At 66.6% G+C, this 17,641-nt stretch carries 15 protein-coding genes; 10 read left to right on the top strand and 5 right to left on the bottom strand.

The annotated features are described in order from the left end of the window. Positions 1-22: 22 nt before the first annotated feature. The 7 genes from KW845_RS00820 (at position 23) to KW845_RS00790 (ending at position 6,875) form a co-directional block, all read left to right on the top strand. Positions 23-571, top strand: coding sequence for a cupin domain-containing protein (locus KW845_RS00820; RefSeq protein WP_218367293.1), 549 nt, complete (start codon positions 23-25; stop codon positions 569-571). Between the two features lie 132 nt (positions 572-703). Next, positions 704-1,615: a glycine--tRNA ligase subunit alpha gene (gene glyQ / locus KW845_RS00815; RefSeq protein ID WP_218367292.1), complete on the top strand. Its 912-nt coding sequence runs from the start codon at positions 704-706 to the stop codon at positions 1,613-1,615. Continuing rightward, the gene (gene glyS / locus KW845_RS00810) at positions 1,616-3,754 is read left to right on the top strand and encodes a glycine--tRNA ligase subunit beta (RefSeq protein WP_218367291.1); all 2,139 of its coding nucleotides are present in this window, start codon (positions 1,616-1,618) and stop codon (positions 3,752-3,754) included. It abuts the gene before it with no gap. Continuing rightward, on the top strand, positions 3,751-4,287 hold the full coding sequence (gene gmhB, locus KW845_RS00805) for a D-glycero-beta-D-manno-heptose 1,7-bisphosphate 7-phosphatase (protein WP_218367290.1): 537 nt from the start codon (positions 3,751-3,753) through the stop codon (positions 4,285-4,287). Before glyS ends, gmhB begins: the two co-directional genes overlap by 4 nt. Before the next feature lie 4 nt (positions 4,288-4,291). Beyond that, positions 4,292-5,029 (top strand): 1-acyl-sn-glycerol-3-phosphate acyltransferase, encoded by a 738-nt coding sequence (locus KW845_RS00800; protein ID WP_218367289.1) that lies wholly within the window; start codon positions 4,292-4,294, stop codon positions 5,027-5,029. Further along, positions 5,007-5,906 carry a M48 family metallopeptidase gene (locus KW845_RS00795; protein ID WP_218367288.1) on the top strand — a complete coding sequence of 300 codons (900 nt, stop codon included), beginning with the start codon at positions 5,007-5,009 and terminating at the stop codon, positions 5,904-5,906. The genes KW845_RS00800 and KW845_RS00795 overlap by 23 nt, the downstream gene beginning before the upstream one ends. A gap of 21 nt (positions 5,907-5,927) precedes the next feature. Then, positions 5,928-6,875, top strand: a complete 948-nt coding sequence (locus tag KW845_RS00790) for a LysR family transcriptional regulator (protein WP_218367287.1) — start codon at positions 5,928-5,930, stop codon at positions 6,873-6,875. 15 nt (positions 6,876-6,890) lie between these two features. Here the strand turns inward: KW845_RS00790 and KW845_RS00785 are convergent, their stop codons facing one another. From KW845_RS00785 to KW845_RS00765, 5 genes are all read right to left on the bottom strand, one after another. Continuing rightward, entirely contained in the window at positions 6,891-7,865 is a 975-nt protein-coding gene (locus tag KW845_RS00785) for a tripartite tricarboxylate transporter substrate binding protein (RefSeq protein WP_218367286.1), read from the bottom strand. 104 nt (positions 7,866-7,969) lie between these two features. Beyond that, on the bottom strand, positions 7,970-8,734 hold the full coding sequence (locus KW845_RS00780) for an aspartate/glutamate racemase family protein (protein ID WP_218367285.1): 765 nt from the start codon (positions 8,732-8,734) through the stop codon (positions 7,970-7,972). Positions 8,735-8,876: 142 nt separating this feature from the next. After that, entirely contained in the window at positions 8,877-9,857 is a 981-nt protein-coding gene (locus tag KW845_RS00775; RefSeq protein ID WP_255592285.1) for a tripartite tricarboxylate transporter substrate binding protein, read from the bottom strand. Between the two features lie 70 nt (positions 9,858-9,927). After that, complete coding sequence (locus tag KW845_RS00770; protein ID WP_218367284.1) at positions 9,928-11,562, bottom strand: hydantoinase B/oxoprolinase family protein; 1,635 nt, start codon at positions 11,560-11,562, stop codon at positions 9,928-9,930. Next, positions 11,559-13,667 (bottom strand): hydantoinase/oxoprolinase family protein, encoded by a 2,109-nt coding sequence (locus tag KW845_RS00765; RefSeq protein ID WP_370628162.1) that lies wholly within the window; start codon positions 13,665-13,667, stop codon positions 11,559-11,561. Before KW845_RS00765 ends, KW845_RS00770 begins: the two co-directional genes overlap by 4 nt. Positions 13,668-13,864: 197 nt before the next feature. Between KW845_RS00765 and KW845_RS00760 the strand changes: the two genes are divergently transcribed. From KW845_RS00760 to tcuB, 3 genes are all read left to right on the top strand, one after another. Beyond that, on the top strand, positions 13,865-14,791 hold the full coding sequence (locus KW845_RS00760; protein WP_218367282.1) for a LysR substrate-binding domain-containing protein: 927 nt from the start codon (positions 13,865-13,867) through the stop codon (positions 14,789-14,791). A 79-nt stretch (positions 14,792-14,870) separates the two neighbouring features. Further along, entirely contained in the window at positions 14,871-16,286 is a 1,416-nt protein-coding gene (gene tcuA, locus KW845_RS00755) for an FAD-dependent tricarballylate dehydrogenase TcuA (RefSeq protein ID WP_218367281.1), read from the top strand. Further along, positions 16,273-17,496, top strand: coding sequence for a tricarballylate utilization 4Fe-4S protein TcuB (tcuB, locus tag KW845_RS00750; protein ID WP_370628161.1), 1,224 nt, complete (start codon positions 16,273-16,275; stop codon positions 17,494-17,496). The genes tcuA and tcuB overlap by 14 nt, the downstream gene beginning before the upstream one ends. The last annotated feature ends 145 nt before the right edge of the window (positions 17,497-17,641 follow it).

Raw genomic sequence — 17,641 nt, 5'->3', positions numbered from 1 at the left:
GCTTTCCACAGGGGACCACGCCATGCCGAGAATCGGTGCAGATATCAGGGAATTACGTCGCCGGCGCGGGCTCGGCATACGCGAAGTCGCGCTGCGCTCGGGGGTGTCGCACGCCTCGATCTCGCTGATCGAACGCGACAAGATCAGCCCGTCGCTGGACACCCTGGCGGCGGTGCTGGACGCCCTGGGCACCACCATCGTGGGCTTTTTTTCCAGCAGTCGCCTGCTGGTGGCCGAATCGCCGTTCTACGGCCCTGAAGACCTGCCTGAAATCGGCAAGGCCAGCACCATCTCGTACCGCATGATCGGCAGCCGCTTCGCCAACCGCGCCATGCTGATGATGCAGGAACGCTACGCGCCGGGGGCCGATACGGGCGAGCTGTTCAGCCACAACGCCCAGGAAGCCGGCCTGGTCACCACCGGCGCCATCGAGATTACGGTGGGCGACAAGACCCGCGTGCTCGAGGCCGGCGATGCCTATTATTTCGACAGCCGGGTGCCGCACCGTTTCCGCAATGTGGGCAAGGGCAACAGCGAGATTGTCAGCGCGGTCACGCCGCCCACTTATTGACCGGGAGCAGGCCCGCCCCCCTACCCGCCCCAGCCCGGCCGCGAGCCAGTTAAAATGGCCGGTTTCCTGAGCCAGGGGCCGGGCCGCCACATGCCGGCCAACCGGCACGGCGTCCCGAATTCCAAGAATCCTATGCTCACTTTTCAGCAAATCATCCTTACGCTCCAGAATTACTGGGACAGGCAGGGCTGCGCCTTGCTGCAGCCGTACGACATGGAAGTCGGTGCCGGCACCTCGCACACGGCCACCTTCCTGCGTGCCATCGGCCCCGAGCCCTGGCGGGCAGCCTACGTGCAACCCTCGCGCCGCCCCAAGGACGGCCGCTACGGCGAAAACCCCAACCGCCTGCAGCACTATTACCAATACCAGGTGGTGCTCAAGCCCGCGCCGCCCGAAATCCTGGACCTGTACATCGGTTCGCTGAAGGCGCTGGGCATCGACCCCACGCAGCACGACATCCGCTTCGTCGAAGACGACTGGGAAAACCCCACGCTGGGGGCCTGGGGCCTGGGCTGGGAAGTCTGGTTGAACGGCATGGAAGTCACCCAGTTCACCTACTTCCAGCAGGTGGGCGGGCTGGACTGCACGCCCACCACCGGTGAAATCACCTACGGCCTGGAACGCCTGGCCATGTACCTGCAAGGGGTGGAAAGCGTCTACGACCTGGTCTGGACCGAAGGCGCGCACGGCAACCGCGTGCTGTACCGCGATGTGTTCCACCAGAACGAGGTCGAGCAATCCACCTATAACTTCGAGCACGCGTCGGCCGACATGCTGTTCGCGCACTTCAACGACTACGAGACCGAGGCCAAGCGCCTGATGGAAGTGCCGCTAGCGCTGCCCGCCTACGAAGCCGCGCTGAAGGCCGCGCACACCTTCAACCTGCTCGACGCGCGTGGCGCCATCAGCGTGACCGAACGCGCCGCCTATATCGGCCGCATCCGCAATCTGTCGCGTGCAGTGGCGCAGGCTTATTACGATTCCCGTGAACGACTGGGCTTCCCCATGCTGGGCCGCGACCAGGCCGCCGGGGAGGCAGCATAAATGACGACGAACATCCGCCCCCTGCTGGTCGAACTGCTGACCGAAGAACTCCCGCCCAAGGCACTGCAAAAGCTGGGCCAGGCGTTTGCCGAAGGCGTGCGCGCCACGCTGCACAAGCACGGCCTGTTGGCCGAGGGCTGCGCAGTGGCCGCCTTCTCGACACCGCGCCGCCTGGCGGTGCGCCTGTCGCAAGTGCGCGACCAGGCGCCCGACCAGGACTACACCGAAAAGCTCATGCCCGTGAAGGTGGGGCTGGACGCCGATGGCAGCCCCACGCCGGCCCTGCTGAAAAAGCTGGCCGCCAAGGGCCTGGAAGGCATAGACCCGGCCAACCTGGCCCACGAATCCGACGGCAAGCAAGACTACCTGGTGGCCCGCGGCACGGCACCCGGCGCCAAGCTGGCCAATGGCCTGCAGGAAGGCCTGCAGGCCGCCATCGACGGCCTGCCCATCCCCAAGATGATGCGCTACCAGTTGGCCGACGGCATCACCACCGTGAAATTCGTGCGTCCCGCGCATGGCCTGGTGGCCCTGTACGGCGCTGACGTGGTGCCGGTATCGGCGCTGGGCCTGACGGCCGGCCGCAGCACCCTGGGCCACCGTTTCATGGCCGATGCGCCTGTCGACGTGGCCGATGCCGACGCCTACGAAACCGCGCTGGCCGAACAAGGCCGCGTCATCGCCTCGTTCGAGCTGCGCCGCGCCGCGATCGACACGCAGTTGCAGGCGCACGCCGCCCGGCTGGGCGCCACCCTGGGCACCGACCCCGAAGTGGCCGCCCTGCTCGACGAAGTGACGGCCCTGGTCGAATACCCCACCGTGTACGTGGGCCAGTTCGAAGAACAGTTCCTGCAAGTGCCGCAGGAATGCCTGATCCTGACCATGCGGCTGAACCAGAAGTACTTCCCGCTGTTCGATCCGGCCACGGCCAGGCTGACGCACCGCTTCCTGATCGTCAGCAACATGCACGCCGACAACCCGGCCAACATCGTCGAGGGCAACCAGCGCGTGGTGCGCCCGCGCCTGGCCGACGCGCAATTCTTCTTCGATACCGACCGCAAGACCCCGCTGGCCGCGCGCGTGCAGCAGCTGGGCAGCATCGTCTATCACAACAAGCTGGGCACCCAGCTCGAGCGCGTGGAACGCGTGCGCGCCATTGCGCGCGGCGTGGCCGCATTGCTGGGCGGCGACAGCGCCGCCGCCGACCGCGCCGCCCTGCTGGCCAAGGCCGACCTGGGCACCAACATGGTGGGCGAATTCCCCGAACTGCAAGGCATCATGGGCGCCTACTACGCGGCGGGTGATGGCGAACCCGACAGCGTGGTGCGCGCCCTGCGCGAGCAATACCGCATCCGCCTGGACGCCGCCGTCACGGCCGACTCGCTGACCGCCGCGGTGCTGTTCATCGCCGAACGCGCCGAAACCCTGGTCGGTATCTGGGGCATCGGCCTGGCGCCCACCGGCGAACGCGACCCGTTCGGCCTGCGCCGCGCCGCGCTGGGCCTGATTAGCGCTTTCGAGCAACTGGCGGCGGGCGGTCTGCTGGCCGCCAGCGCCGACGGCCCGCTGTCGCTCGACGGCCTGCTGGAACTGGCGGCCGGCACCTTCCCGGCCGGCAAGATCCCGGCCGCCACGGTGGCCGAGGTGCGCGCCTTCATCTACGAACGCTACCGCAACCAGTTGGCGGCCGAATTCGACCGCAACGCCGTCGATGCGGTGATCGCGCTGGCTCCGCCGCTGCACCAGGCGGGCGCGCGCGTGCGCGCCGTGACCGCGTTCGGCCAATTGCCGGAAGCCGCCAGCCTGGCCGCCGCCAACAAGCGCATCGGCAACCTGCTCAAAAAAGCCGAAGGCGAGATCGGCGAGGTCGATGCCGCCCGCCTGTCCGAACCGGCCGAACAGGCCTTGGCCGCCGCCGTGGCGGCGCTGCGCCCGCAGGCCCAGGCCCAGTTGCAGGCGGGCGACTTCGCCGGCAGCCTCAGCACGCTGGCGCAGGCGCGCCAGCCCGTCGACGCCTTCTTCGCCGACGTCATGGTCATGGCCGAAGACCCCGCCGTGCGCGCCAATCGGCTGGCGCTGCTGGCGCAGCTGCACGGGCTGATGAACCAGGTGGCCGACATTTCCAGGCTGGCACAGTGAAGCTCATCGTTCTCGACCGCGACGGCGTCATCAATCAAGACAGCGACGCCTTCGTCAAAAACCCCGACGAATGGATTGCCCTGCCGGGCAGCCTGGCTGCCATCGCCCGCCTGTCCCAGGCGGGCTACACCGTGGTGGTGGCCAGTAATCAATCCGGGCTGGCGCGCGGCCTGTTCGACGTGACCATGCTCAATGCCATCCACGCCAAGATGCATCGCGAACTGGCCCAGGCCGGCGGCGTCGTCGACGCCATCTTCCTGTGCCCGCACGGCCCCGACGACGGCTGCACATGCCGCAAGCCCTTGCCCGGCATGTATCACGACATCGCCAACCGCTACGACGCCAGCCTGGCCGGCGTACCCGCCGTGGGCGACTCGCTGCGCGACTTGCAGGCGGCCGCCGCGGCCGGCTGCGCCCCCTGGCTGGTACTGACCGGCAACGGCGCCAAGACCCGGCAGGGCGGCCTGCCCGCCGGCACGCGCATCGCCAATGACCTGTCGGCCGTGGCCGACGCCCTGTTGCAGGAAGCCTGAGCTCATGGCCTGGTTGCGTTCGCTGTTCTATATGGTGTTCCTGGTTGTCACGGTGATTCCGTACGCCATTGCCTGCATCTTGTGGGCTCCCCTGCCGCTGCACTTGCGCTACAAACTCACGGTGGCCTGGCCGCGCCTGGCGATCTGGGGCGCGCGTGCCTTCTGCGGCATCCGCTGGCAGATCAAGGGTGCCGACAACCTGCCCGACGGGCCCTGCATCCTGCTGTCCAAGCACCAGTCGGCCTGGGAGACGCTGTTCTTCCCGGCGCACATGCCGCGCGAAGTCTGCTACGTGTACAAGAAAGAACTGCACATGCTGCCGTTCTTCGGCTGGGGCCTGGCGCTGCTGCGCATGATTCCCATCGACCGCGCCAAGGGCCGCGACGCTTTCGAGCAAGTCATACGGCAGGGCAAGGTGCGGCTGGAAGAAGGCCGCTGGCCGCTGCTGTTTCCCGAGGGCACGCGCGTGGCCCCCGGCAAGACGGCGCGTTTCAAGATGGGCGGCGCGCTGCTGGCCTCGCGTACCGGCGCAATCGTGATCCCGGTGGCGCACAATGCCGGCGAATGCTGGCGCCGCAATGCTTTCGTCAAGCGGCCCGGCATGATTACCGTATCCATCGGGCCCGCGATAGAATCGCAAGGACTTTCCCCCGACGAGCTCAACACCAAGGTGCAGGCCTGGATCGAAGCGGAAATGCGCCAACTCAATCCCGAAAGGTATGCCCAGCAACGGCCAGCTTGAACTCTTGTTCGCCGAACCCGCCGCCCCGGCGCCGCGCGCGCCCGAGGCCGCTTCCCTGCTGACGCCGCCCGCGTCCCCTGCCCCCGTCCCCGCCACGACCGTTGCCACTCCCCGGCCCGAGCCGCTGCCGCCTGGGGCCCGCTGGCGCGAAGTCGCCACCGAACAACAATCCATCGGCTTTGTGCTGCTGCGTTCGCGCCGGCGCAGCATCGGCTTCGTGGTGGCCGACGATGGCTTGCGCGTCACGGCGCCCAATTGGGTCACCCTGACCCAGATCGACGAGGCCGTGCACGAGAAAGCCCGCTGGATCCTGGCCAAGCTGCGCGACTGGCAAACCCGCAAAGAACAACTGGCCATGTCCCGGACCCGCTGGCAGGCCGGCGGCGAACTGCCCTACCTGGGCAAGCGCATCGTGCTGGGCGTGGGCGCCGATCACCGGCAGGCCCGCCTGTCGGGCGATGCCGATGCTCCCAACGACGGCGACACCCTATGGCTGGCGCTGCCAACCGATGCCGACCAGTCACGCATCCGCGATGCCGCCCAGGCCTGGCTGCAGCAGCGCGCCGGTGCCTTGTTCGGCGCCCGGCTGGCGCACTTCCTGCAAGTCAGCGGCCTGAAGATCCGCCGCTGGCGCTTGTCGTCGGCAGCCACCCGCTGGGGTTCGTGCACCAGCGACGGCAACATCATGCTCAACTGGCGCCTGGTCCATTTCGCGCCGGCCATCATCGACTACGTCATTGCCCACGAACTGGCCCACCTGCGCGAAATGAACCACAGCCGCGATTTCTGGGCCGAAGTCGGCAGCATCCTGCCCGACTTCGAAGAGGCCAAGAACGTCTTGCGGCGGCATGATCCGGCCAGCCTGCCGCAGTTCTAGCGACCACGACCGCCTAACGCCATGATCCGAAACGTCTCGCTGCGGCACCTACGCTGTTTTGTCGCCGTCGCCAACGCTGGCTCGTTCACCATGGCGGCATCGCGCCTGTTCCTGACGCAGTCGTCGCTTACCGCCACCATCCAGCAGTTCGAGCAGGCGGTGGGCGTCAAGCTGTTCGACCGCAGCACGCGGCATGTCGTCATGACCCAGGAAGCCGCCCGCTTCAAGGCCGAGGCCGAGAAAATACTCAGCCAGTTCGACGGCGCGGTCAGCGACCTGCAGGCGTTCTCGCAAGGACGGCAAGGCCATATACGCATTGCAGCGGCCGCCTCTGTCATCGACCACTTCCTGGCCGATGCCATCTACAGCTTTCGCCAGGAATACCCCAACATCACCGTTTCACTGCGCGACGCCGGGGCCGAACTGGTCGAGCGCATGGTGTCCATGGGCGATATCGACTTCGCCGTCACCAGCCGCCACAAGGGCTATGACGACCTGGTGTACACCCCACTGTTCGAAGATACCTATGGCGTGATCTGCAATGCGGCCCACCCGTTGTCGCGCAAGAAAACCACCGTGCGCTGGGCCGAGCTCGACCCCTCCGACTACGTCGGCTTCACGGCCGATACCGGCATCGGCGCATTCCTGCGCGAACACGCCCGCGAGAACCTGGCCCTGTTCGATGGGCAGCGCGACGAGATCTCCAGCACCACGTCGCTCTATGCAGTGCTGCGCGTGGGCGGGCGTTATTCGATCTTGCCGGCGCTGGCCGCCAGCGTGGGCGAGTTCTCGGCCTTCACATTTCGCGAACTCACCTCGCCGCGGCTGGCGCGCGAGGTTTGCCTGATCACGCGCCGCCTGCGCTCGCTGTCGCCCGGCTCCGAGCATTTCCTGCGCTTCATGCGCGAAACCATGCAGGAAAAGCCCGTTCCGCCCGGCGTGCGCCTTGTGAAAGGCAAGAAGAAATAGCGCGGCCTTGTTCCATTATTGAGCGGTGGCGCCGGATATCTGGATGACTTTCTCGAACTTGGCTGTGTCGTCGCGTATGACCTTTGCAAAAGCCTGCGGTGTAGTGCCGACCGGCGCCGCGCCCAGGCCTTCGATGCGCCGGCGTGTGCTGTCCTCGTTCAGCACTTCGGCGACGACCTCGCTCAAGCGCGAGACGATTTCCGTGTCGGTACCGCTAGGCACCAGCAGCCCGTACCAGGGATCTACCTGCAAACTCGGATACCCTGCTTCGGCCACCGTCGGCACGTTGGGTAATTGGCTGGAACGCTGAGCGGTGGTGACGGCCAGAGGGCGCAATGCCCCGGCACGCACCTGGTTCACGGCGGCCGGCATGTTCGAAAAGGTGAAATCCACCCGTCCTGCCATCAGGTCCACGATGGCCGGTCCATCGCCTTTGTAGGGCACATGCGAGCCTTGGACCTTTCCTTCTATTTTCAACATCTCGGCAGCCAGGTGGCCCGACGATCCGACGCCGGCAGAGCCGAAATTCAGGCCGCCGGACGTCTTGCGCGCGTGGTCGACGAGCTCTTGCAGCGTGCGAACCGGCGACGTGGACGGCACAACCAGCAGCAATGGCACCGTGGCGACCAGGCTTACAGGCGCAAAGTCCTTGATGGGATCGTAAGGCAATGAACTGTACAGGCTGACGTTGATCGCATGAGTGCCATTGGTGGCCATCAACAAGGTATAGCCGTCCGGCGTCGCCCGCGCGACGGCGGCCGAGCCTATCGAACCGCCGCCCCCCGGCTGGTTCACGACCACCACCGTCTGGCCGAGCTTCTGCCCCACCCGCTCGGCGAGGATCCGGGCGAGCACGTCGGTAGAGCCCCCTGGCGCATACGGTACGACCAGGCGCAGGGGATGATCGGGATACACGGCGCCGGCATGAACGCATGACCATCCCAGCGCCGCCGTCAGAAGAGCCATCTTGCACAATAGTGTTTTGAACATGTTTTTTTCGACGCCCCGGCCCGCCCGCCCCGTCTCGGACGGGCACAGGCCATGTCGGGCGTCTTCCCCTTGTCTATGATTGATGAGCCGTTACCGGCGGTGGATCAGGCGACCTTCTGCCGCGGCATTGAAACCTCGACGCGCTCCGATCGCTGAAAGAGGCTACCCGCTGCGATGTCGACGGTCGAGACGCCGATATGCTGCAGCAACGTCCATAACGAGGCCTGGTTCGAAGAAACGACGGACTTGCCTGTTTCCTGTTCCAGGCGGGTGATCTGGTCGATCGACAACAGGTTCGTGCAGCTGATGAACACCGTGTCGCAATCAGCGATGGCGGCGCGGTTCTGCAATACGCGTTCGGCCATTTTCTCGGACGAAATGGCACGGATGGCTTCGCTGGTTGGGCACCGGAACGTATCCGAAGCGCCGACCTCGAAGCCGTAGTGCCGCAGGAACTCGATTTCGTGCGAGGTAACGTCGTCAGGGTAAGGCGTAAACAGAAAGAGACGCCGTGCACCGACCGCGCGCAACGCCGCCACTACCGCGGTGGAAGTCGTGACCGAGGCAATGCCGGTCAGATCGGCGATGCGCTGAGCCACCTCGGCTTCGCGGCCCAGTCCCGCCAGGAAACTGCCACTGGTACATCCATAGAGAATGATCTCGGGGTAGGCCTGGGCAAGGTCGAATGCCGCACGCTCAATCGATTGCGCCATGGCAAGCAGCGATTCCGACGTGATTCCCGATCCCGGCCGCGAGAGCCGATTATGATTCGACGCCACCTGTGCCGGCAGCAACGGCGGCAACTCGCGCTCGAGTGCGATGTTGCCCGGTGGCGCCAGGATGCCCACTCGCCTGATTTGATTGTTCATGACAGCCCCTTGATTGTCAGTGTCGATGCTTCGACCGGACCTTCTATGAATAGTAGAGAGCCCGCAGTCCCACAACAATTGATAATTAACGATCGACTATTCGCGCCTACCGATTGATCGCGCACGGCGGCATTGACAGCCCTTAGTCCAGCTTGATGCCGGCCTCGTCGATCACCTGTTTCCACTTCACCGACTCGGACTCCATCAAGTCAGCCAGGCGCCGCGGCGGTCCGCCCTCGACCTCGAAGCCCAGGCCCGCCAGGCGCTTGTGGACATCGGCATCGTTCAAGGCATTGTTGAACGCATCATTGAGCTTGCCGATGATCGCCGGCGGCGTGCCGTCGGGCGCCAGGAAGCCATACCAGCCGATCAGTTCGTACCCCGGCACGCCGGATTCCGCCACGGTGGGCAGGTCGGGATAGGCCGGCAGGCGCTTGCTGGTCGTCACGGCCAAGGCACGCAACTGGCCGCTTTTGACCAGCGGCATCGATTCCGGAAGAATGGCGAACATGTAGCTGGTCTGTCCGCCCACCAGGTCGGTCAGCGCCGGCGCGCCGCCCTTGTAGGGGATATGCATGGCCTTGGCGCCGGTCATGCGCTTGTACAGTTCGCCACCCAGGTGCGACGGCGTGCCGCTGCCCGCCGACGCATAATTGATCGCCTTCCCGGTTTTCAGCAGCGCCGTCAGGTCCTGCATGGTGCCGGCCTTGAGCGATGGCGTCACCACCACCAGGCTGGGCAGCATGGCCGCCAGCACGATGGGCGTGAAGTCTTTCTGCGGGTCATAGGGCAGGTCCTGGTACAGGCTCTGGTTCACCGACAGCGCGGTCGACGTTCCCAGGAACAAGGTATAGCCGTCGGCATCGGCATTGGCCACATAACTGGCGCCGATGTTGCCGCTGGCGCCCGCCCGGTTCTCGACGATGACCGGTTGGCCCAGGGTTTCTCCCATTTTCTGTCCCAGCGTGCGGGCCAGCACATCGGTAGACCCCCCGGCCGGATACGGCACCACGATACGGATCGGCTTATCGGGATAGCCTGCCGCCGCGTCATCCGCCATGGCGGATGACGCCGCCAGCGGCAGGATTGCCGCGGCGCAAATGCGCATTGCCCATCGATTCATTTTTTTCCCCTTGCTTGGTTAAAAGGCCTGCCCCCGGCACAGCCGGCGCGATGGCACCGGCTGGCAAGGGTCAGGGTGCTGCGATATATGCTTGCTGCCGGTCGTGGGCCGCCTGGGCCGCATCCCGGTCGGCCATCGCCCCATAGCCGCCTCCGCCGGGCGTGCGCAAGGTCACCTCGTCGCCAGGCTGCAACACGTGCGGCAGCCGGCTGTTGATCGCCGCGCCGTTGATCAACACCTCGCCCACCGCGCCGTCGCCACCGCCGTGCAGCCCGGGCGCGGCGACCTTCAGGCGCTCGGTCAGGAACACAATGGACAGCGGCTGATGATGTGTGCTGACAAAGCGGATCTCTTCACCCAGCCCGCCACGCTGCGCGCCGGTTCCGCCCGAACCGGGCCGCAGCGCCTTGCACCGGAACAACAGCGGCGCTTCGCGCTCGGCCACTTCGACTGGCGTCGCCGAGATATTGCTGGGCCACGACATGACAGAAGCGCCATCCTTGCCCGCGGTGGCGCCCATGCCCCCGTTGTAGAACAGCACCGTGGCAAACGGCCGGCCGTCTTCGCGCGTGCCGCTCAGGTTGGCGATCCACAGCGGCGACCCCACGCCGGCCATGACCTTGCCGGGCAATACCTGGGACAGCGCACCGAAAATCACCGTCGGCACGTAGTGTCCCGTGCAGGCGCGGCCACCCACCGGCGCGGGGCTGCGGGGATTCAGGATGGACCCTTCGGGCGCCACCGCGCGTATCGGCAGGAACAGCCCATGATTGTTGGGCAGGTCGGGCAGCAACAGGCACTTGATCGCGTATACCGTCATGGCGCTGGTGTAGGCCAGCACGCAATTGATGCCGCGCGGCTGCTGGGGCGAGGTACCCGTGAAGTCGCATTCGATCGCCCCGTCGGCGATCCGCACCGCCACGGCATAGCGGAACCGCTCGTCGAAACCATCGGTTTCCATCTCGTAGCGATACTCGCCCTCGGGCAGGGTGCGGATGGCCTGGCGCATGGCCGACTCGCTGCGCTCGAACAAGGCCTGGGCCAGGTCGTCGATGCCGGGCAGCCCGTATTCGTCCAGGATGCCCGCCAGGCGCGCGGCGATCAGTTCCACGGCACCGACCTGCGACCAGATATCCCCCACCGTCTGTTCCGGCGTGCGCACGTTGGTGCGGATCAGCGACAGCAGGGTCTCGTCCGCGCGCCCGTCGGCAAGCAAGCGCATCAACGGAATATGAAAACCCTCTTCGAAGAGTTCACGCGCGTCGACCGAGCGGATCTTGCCGCCGATGTCCGGCACATGCGCGGCGGTGGCGGCGAATCCCACCAGCGTGTCCCGGTGGAACAGAGGCTTGACCAGGCTGACGTCGTTCAGGTGGCCGGTACCGATCCAGGGATTGTTGGTAATGAAAATATCGCCCGGCCGCATCGTGTCGGTGCCGAAGCGTTCGATGGCGGTGCGCACCGTGCGCGGCAGCGTGCCGATGAAAGACGGGATACTGCCGCTGTTTTCCGCCAGCGCGCGGCCGGCCGAGTCGGTCACCACGACGGCGAAATCGTTCGCCTCGGTCGACAAGGTCGAAAATGAAGTGCGCACGATAAGCTTGGCCGCCTCGTTGACCACCGAACGCACGCGCGTCCAGAACACTTCCAGAAAAATCGGATCGGCCGCCGGCGCGCCGGGCTGCCCGCCCGTCAATATGGTCATGCTTGTTTCTCCTGAATCGTGATCACCAGGTTCCCGGTGGCCAGTTGTTCGACATAGCCCTTGGGCCCCACCACCAGCGTCGAACTCGCGTCCTCGACCAGCATGGGTCCCTGCTGCGCAAAACCCGTGCGCAAGTCGGCGCGTTCATAGATCGGCGTCTCGACGTAGCCGCCGGCTTCGTGGAAGTACACCTTGCGCCTGGCCTTGACAGGGGGCGCAGCCCCGCCCGCCAGGGCTTCCGGCACCAGTTGCTGGCGCGGCGGCGCCTCGCTGGTAACGCGCAGGTTCATCAGCTCGACCGGCACGTCGGGCGGCGTGCGGCCGAATTTGTCGCGATAGCCCGACTCGAAGGCCGCGACCAGCGCCTGGCGCACCGCCTGCTCGGGCTGGGCATCCGGCCCGGCATATGGCCCCGCCGGCAAGCGCACGGTCAAGTTGAAGCCCTGCCCGGCGTAACGCCCGTCGGCATAGCGGGCCAGCGTTACCGGCCCGAAGGTGTCCGACAGCGGCTCGAGCGAGGCGGCGGCCTGGCCTTCCAGTTCGGCGTAAGCGGACTCCAGGCTTTCCAGCGGGTCGGACGCCGGCCGCGCGCTGACGGTGCGCGACCGGTCGGCGCGCGCATTGGCCACCAGCAACCCGTAGGCGGAAGCCACCCCCGCGGCGGGCGGGCAGATAATGGTCTTGACACCGATTTTCTGCGCCACGTAGTACGAATGCAGTGGCCCGCCGCCGCCGGTGCACAGCAGCACGAAATCACGCGGATCGCGGCCCCGCTCGGCCACGTGTACGCGAGCCGCGCCCGCCATGTTCTCGGCAACAATGTCGTGCATGCCCCAGGCGATGCTGGTCGCGTCGCGGCCCAGCGACCGGCCCATCTCGTCGATCACGGCCTGCGACTGCGCGACATCGATCTGCAGGCTGCCACCGGCGAAGTAGTCGGGATTCAGGTAGCCCAGCAACAAGTTGGCGTCGGTGACCGTGGGTTGCGTGCCGCCGCGCCCATAGCATGCGGGGCCAGGCTCCGAGCCCGCGCTTTGCGGCCCCACTTTCATCAAGCCCAGCGCGTCCTTGTGCGCAATGCTGCCGCCGCCCGCCCCGATCTCGATCAAGTCGATGGTGGTGATGCGTACGGGCAGGCCGCTACCTTCGGCGAAGCGCTTCTGCCGTGCCGCCTCGAAGCCATGCGCAATGGCGGGACGCCCCGCCTCGACCAGGCACAGCTTGGCCGTGGTGCCGCCCATGTCGAACGCCAGCAGGTTCGCCTGCGCATCGCGCAGGCTGTAGTGGGCGGCGGAAATCGCCCCCGCGGCCGGTCCCGATTCCAGCAGCTCGATGGGCGTCTTCTTGGCTTCGGCAATATGCGACAGCCCGCCATTGGACAGCATCATCAACACGCCGGCGCGCAAGCCCAGCGCCGCCAGGCGCGCCTCGAGCGCTGCCAGATAGCGATTGGCCAGCGGCTTGATATAAGCATTGGCGCTGGTCGTGGACATGCGCTCGAACTCGCGCACCACCGGCGCCACATCGCACGACAAGGTCAATTCGACGCCGGGGAATGCCTGCCGGATGATCTCGCCCACCTGGCGTTCATGGGCGTCCGAGGCATACGAATGCAGCAGGCATACGGCGATCGACTCGGCACCATCTTTCACCAGCAGGCCGGCTTCGCGCCGCACCTGCGCGGCATCCACCGGCGCCAGTTCGCTGCCGTCGGCGCGCATGCGCGCACTGATCTCGCGCCGGCGGCACCGCTCGATCAAGGGCGCGGCGGCTTCGATCGCCAAGTCGTACAGGTCGTACTTGCGTTCGTGCCCGATCTCGACCACATCCCGGAACCCCTCGGTCACCAGCAGCCCCGCGGTGCTGCCGCTGCGTTCGATCAGGGCGTTGGTGAACAGCGTCGTGGCGTGCACGACGCGCGCTATCCGCGCAGGGTCGATGCCGCAGGCCTGGATAAGCTGCGCAACGCCGTCGGCCACCCCCTGTGCCGGGTCGCCGTGCGTGGTCAGCACCTTCAGGCTGTGCAGCCGGCCCGCCTTGTAATCCAGTGCGACCACGTCCGTGAACGTTCCGCCGATGTCAATTCCTACCGCCCACGCTCCCACAACCTCTCTCCTGAAGAACAGAACATGACAGGCATGATAGAAACGGGGATTACTAAAATCCAATGAAAAATTAAGAATAATTATTCGTTTTAGCCAATATATACAGGCCTTGCCGCCCCGCCGTGGGTTGAGGCGGAAGGGCCCGCCGGCGCCCCGGCGCATGCGACACTGTCGCTTTCCGGTGTCAAGGACCTGCCATGGAGCTGCGGCAGCTGCGCTATTTCGTCAAAGTGGCCGAATTCGGCAGCATGGGCCGTGCCGCGGCCGACCTGGGCGTGGTCACCTCGGCGCTCAGCCAGCAGATCAGCCGCCTGGAAAGCGAACTGTCCACCCGCCTGCTGACGCGCACTTCCAGCGGCGTGGTGCCCACCGATGCGGGGCTGGCCTTCCTGCGCCAGGCGCACCTTGCGCTGCGCCATGCCGATGGGGCAGCGCGTGCCGCCAAGGCTTCGCGCCTGACCGGCGAGGTCAGCGTGGGCCTGCCCGCCACCACGGCCTCGGTATTGGCCGTACCGTTCCTGCGCGCCATGCGCGACCGCTATCCCGACGTGCGCGTGCACTTGGTGGAAAGCCTGTCGGGCTACCTGAGCGCCATGCTCAACGCCCGCCAGCTCGACCTGGCCATGGTGTTCCGCACCGAATCGGCACGCCGCTGGAGCACGCTGCCGCTGATCGACGAACGGCTGTTCCTGATCGCCCCGCCCGACCTGCCCGGCCTGCCGCCCGAAGGCCCCGTGCGCCTGCGCGACATCGCCCGCCTGCCCCTGCTGCTGCCCAGCGCCAGCCATGGCCTGCGGGCGCTGGTGGACGCCGCCTACGCGCGGCTGCGCATGGAACCCAACCTGGCCGCCGAGATCGACGGCCTGGACGTGCTGATGGACCTGGTGCGCGATGGTTTCGGCGCCACCATCCAGCCCGGCGCCGCCACGGTGCGCCTGCGTGGCGAGCCCCTGGCGCTGCGCCAGATCACCGACCGCCACTTGCGCCGCGCCAACCTGCTGGCCAGCGTCTCCGACGACGAACTGTCGCCGGCCGCCCTGGCAGCCCGCGTATTGCTGGCCCAGACTGCCGAAACTTTGGTGCGGGCAGGCGCCTGGCCCGGGGCGACTCTTCACAAATCGTGAACGGCTGTTGACGATCACAGGCTGGCGCCCCCCGGGGGCCCGGCCTATAGTTGCGGGCTGACTCTACAGGCCCAATCCCATGATCGACGTATTGGTAATAGGCGGCGGCAACGCGGCGCTGTGCGCGGCGCTGATGGCGCGCGAAGCCGGTGCCAGCGTGCTGCTGCTGGAAGCCGCGCCACGCGAATGGCGCGGCGGCAACTCACAGCACACCCGCAACCTGCGCTGCATGCATGATGCCCCCCAAGACGTGCTGATCGAGGCCTACCCCGAAGAAGAATACTGGCAAGACCTGCTCAAAGTGACGGGCGGCATCACCAACGAGCACCTGGCACGGCTGGTGATCCGCGAATCGTCGACCTGTCGCGACTGGATGCGCAAGCACGGCGTGAATTTCCAGCCGCCGCTGTCGGGCGCGCTGCACGTGGCGCGCACCAACGCCTTCTTCATGGGCGGAGGCAAGGCGCTGGTCAATGCCTACTACCGCAGCGCCGAAGCCCTGGGCGTGCAGATCCGCTACGACACGCTGGTGGATTCGCTGGAACTGGACAACGGCCGCTTCGTGGCGGCCCGCGTCGGCGACGAACGCATCGCCGCGCGCACCTGTGTGCTGGCCGCGGGCGGATTCGAGTCGAACCGCGAATGGCTGCGCGAGGCCTGGGGCCAGAACGAGCGTGGCGAATGGCCAGCCGACAATTTCCTGATCCGCGGCACGCGCTTCAACACCGGTGTGCTGCTGAAGTTCATGATCGAGGCCGGTGCCGACACCATCGGCGACCCGTCGCAATCGCACTGCGTGGCCATCGATGCGCGCGCCCCGCTGTATGACGGCGGTATATGTACCCGCATCGACTGCGTATCGCTGGGCGTGGTGGTCAACCGCGACGCTTGCCGCTTCTATGACGAGGGCGAAGACTTCTGGCCCAAGCGCTATGCCATCTGGGGCCGCCTGACCGCCATGCAGCCCGGGCAGATCGCCTATTCCATCATCGACAGCAAGGCCGTGGGGCGCTTCATGCCGCCGGTATTTCCCGGCGTGCAAGCCGACACCCTGCCCGAACTGGCGCGCAAGCTGGGCCTGGACGAAGCCCGGTTCGTGCAGACCCTGTCCGACTACAACGCGGCCTGCCGCGTCGGCACCTTCGACCATACCCAGCTCGACGATTGCCATACCGAAGGGGTGCAGCCTGCCAAGACCCACTGGGCCCGCCCCATCGATACGCCGCCCTACTACGGCTATGCGCTGCGGCCCGGCATCACCTTCACCTACCTGGGCCTGAAGGTGGACGATACCGCCGCCGTGCGCTTTGGCGACCGGCCCAGCGACAACCTGTTCGTGGCGGGCGAGATGATGGCCGGCAACGTACTGGGCAAGGGCTATACCGCCGGCGTCGGCATGTCTATCGGCACGGCCTTCGGCCGCATTGCCGGCACGCAGGCCGCCGCAGCGGCGCTGGCCCAGCGGGCAACGGGAGCACAACGTGAAGCAGCTTGAAGAACTCACCCGCCAGGCGCGCGCCGCCACCATGCCGGCCATGGCCAGCATGGCGGCCGAACAGCCGGTGCAATGGCATGCCAAGAGCGCCGCGGCGCCGGCAGCCAGCCTGAGCGGCGACGAAACCGAAGTGGCGCGGGTCATGCAGATATGCAACGCCTGCCGCTACTGCGAAGGCTTCTGCGCGGTGTTCCCGGCCATGACGCGCCGGCTGGAATTCGGCAAGGCCGACATCAACTACCTGGCCAACCTGTGCCACAACTGCGGCGCCTGTCTGCACGCCTGCCAGTACGCGCCGCCGCACGAGTTCGGCGTCAACGTGCCGCAGGCCATGGCCAAGGTGCGGGTGCAAACCTATAGCGACTACGCCTGGCCCGCCGCGCTGGGCAAGCTGTACAAGCACAACGGCCTGACCCTGTCGCTGGCAGCCGCGGGTGCGCTGGCCCTGTTCCTGGTGCTGACGGTGGCCATCACCGGCGGATTGCTGCACGAGCCGCTGGCGGGCAACTTCTACGCCATCTTCCCGCACAACACGCTGGCGCTGATGTTCGGCCTGGTGTTCCTGTTCGCCATCGTGGCGCTGGGCCTGGGGGTGGCCCGCTTCTGGCGCGATGTGTCGCCCGGTACCGCCAGCGGCGCGGCCGTGGCGGAAGCCACTCACGACGCACTGCGGCTGCGCTACCTGGACGGCGGCCATGGCAAGGGCTGCAACAACGCCGACGATGCCTTCACCCTGGCGCGGCGGCGCTTTCACCACCTGACGTTCTACGGCTTCATGCTGTGCTTCGCGGCCACGTGCGTGGCCACCGTATATCACTACGCATTCGGATGGCAGGCCCCCTACCCGGTGCTGAGCCTGCCCGTGATACTGGGCACGGTAGGCGGCATCGGCCTGCTGATCGGGCCGGCCGGCCTGCTGTGGCTGAATATCAAGCGCCATCCGCTGCACGGCGACGCCGCGCAGCGCCCCATGGACCGTGGCTTCATCGCCCTGCTGTTCCTTACCAGCCTGACCGGCCTGCTGCTGCTGGCCCTGCGCGATACCCAGGCCATGGGCCTGTTCCTGGCCATCCACCTGGGCGTGGTCATGGCCTTGTTCCTGACACTGCCCTACGGCAAATTCGCCCATGGTATCTACCGCTGCGCGGCGCTACTGAAGTGGGCCATCGAGAAACGCCAGCCCGACCCCCTGAAGCTGGGGGCAGACTGAAGTGAAAGTCCCACCCCCGAAGCGCTGCGCGCTTCCACCTGGCGGCTGGCAGGCCGCTCGGTGAAACACTGACACCGGTACCCGCTCAAGCGGGCGCCTTGTCGCTACCCCGAAGAACCACGGAGACATTCCGATGAAGAAAACC

The sequence above is a fragment of the Bordetella sp. BOR01 genome, from assembly GCF_019218885.1.
In the GTDB taxonomy this organism is placed as follows: domain Bacteria; phylum Pseudomonadota; class Gammaproteobacteria; order Burkholderiales; family Burkholderiaceae_B; genus Bordetella_A.
The sequence above is the reverse complement of the archived record's forward strand: the minus strand, read 5'-3'. Positions and strand labels throughout refer to the sequence as shown.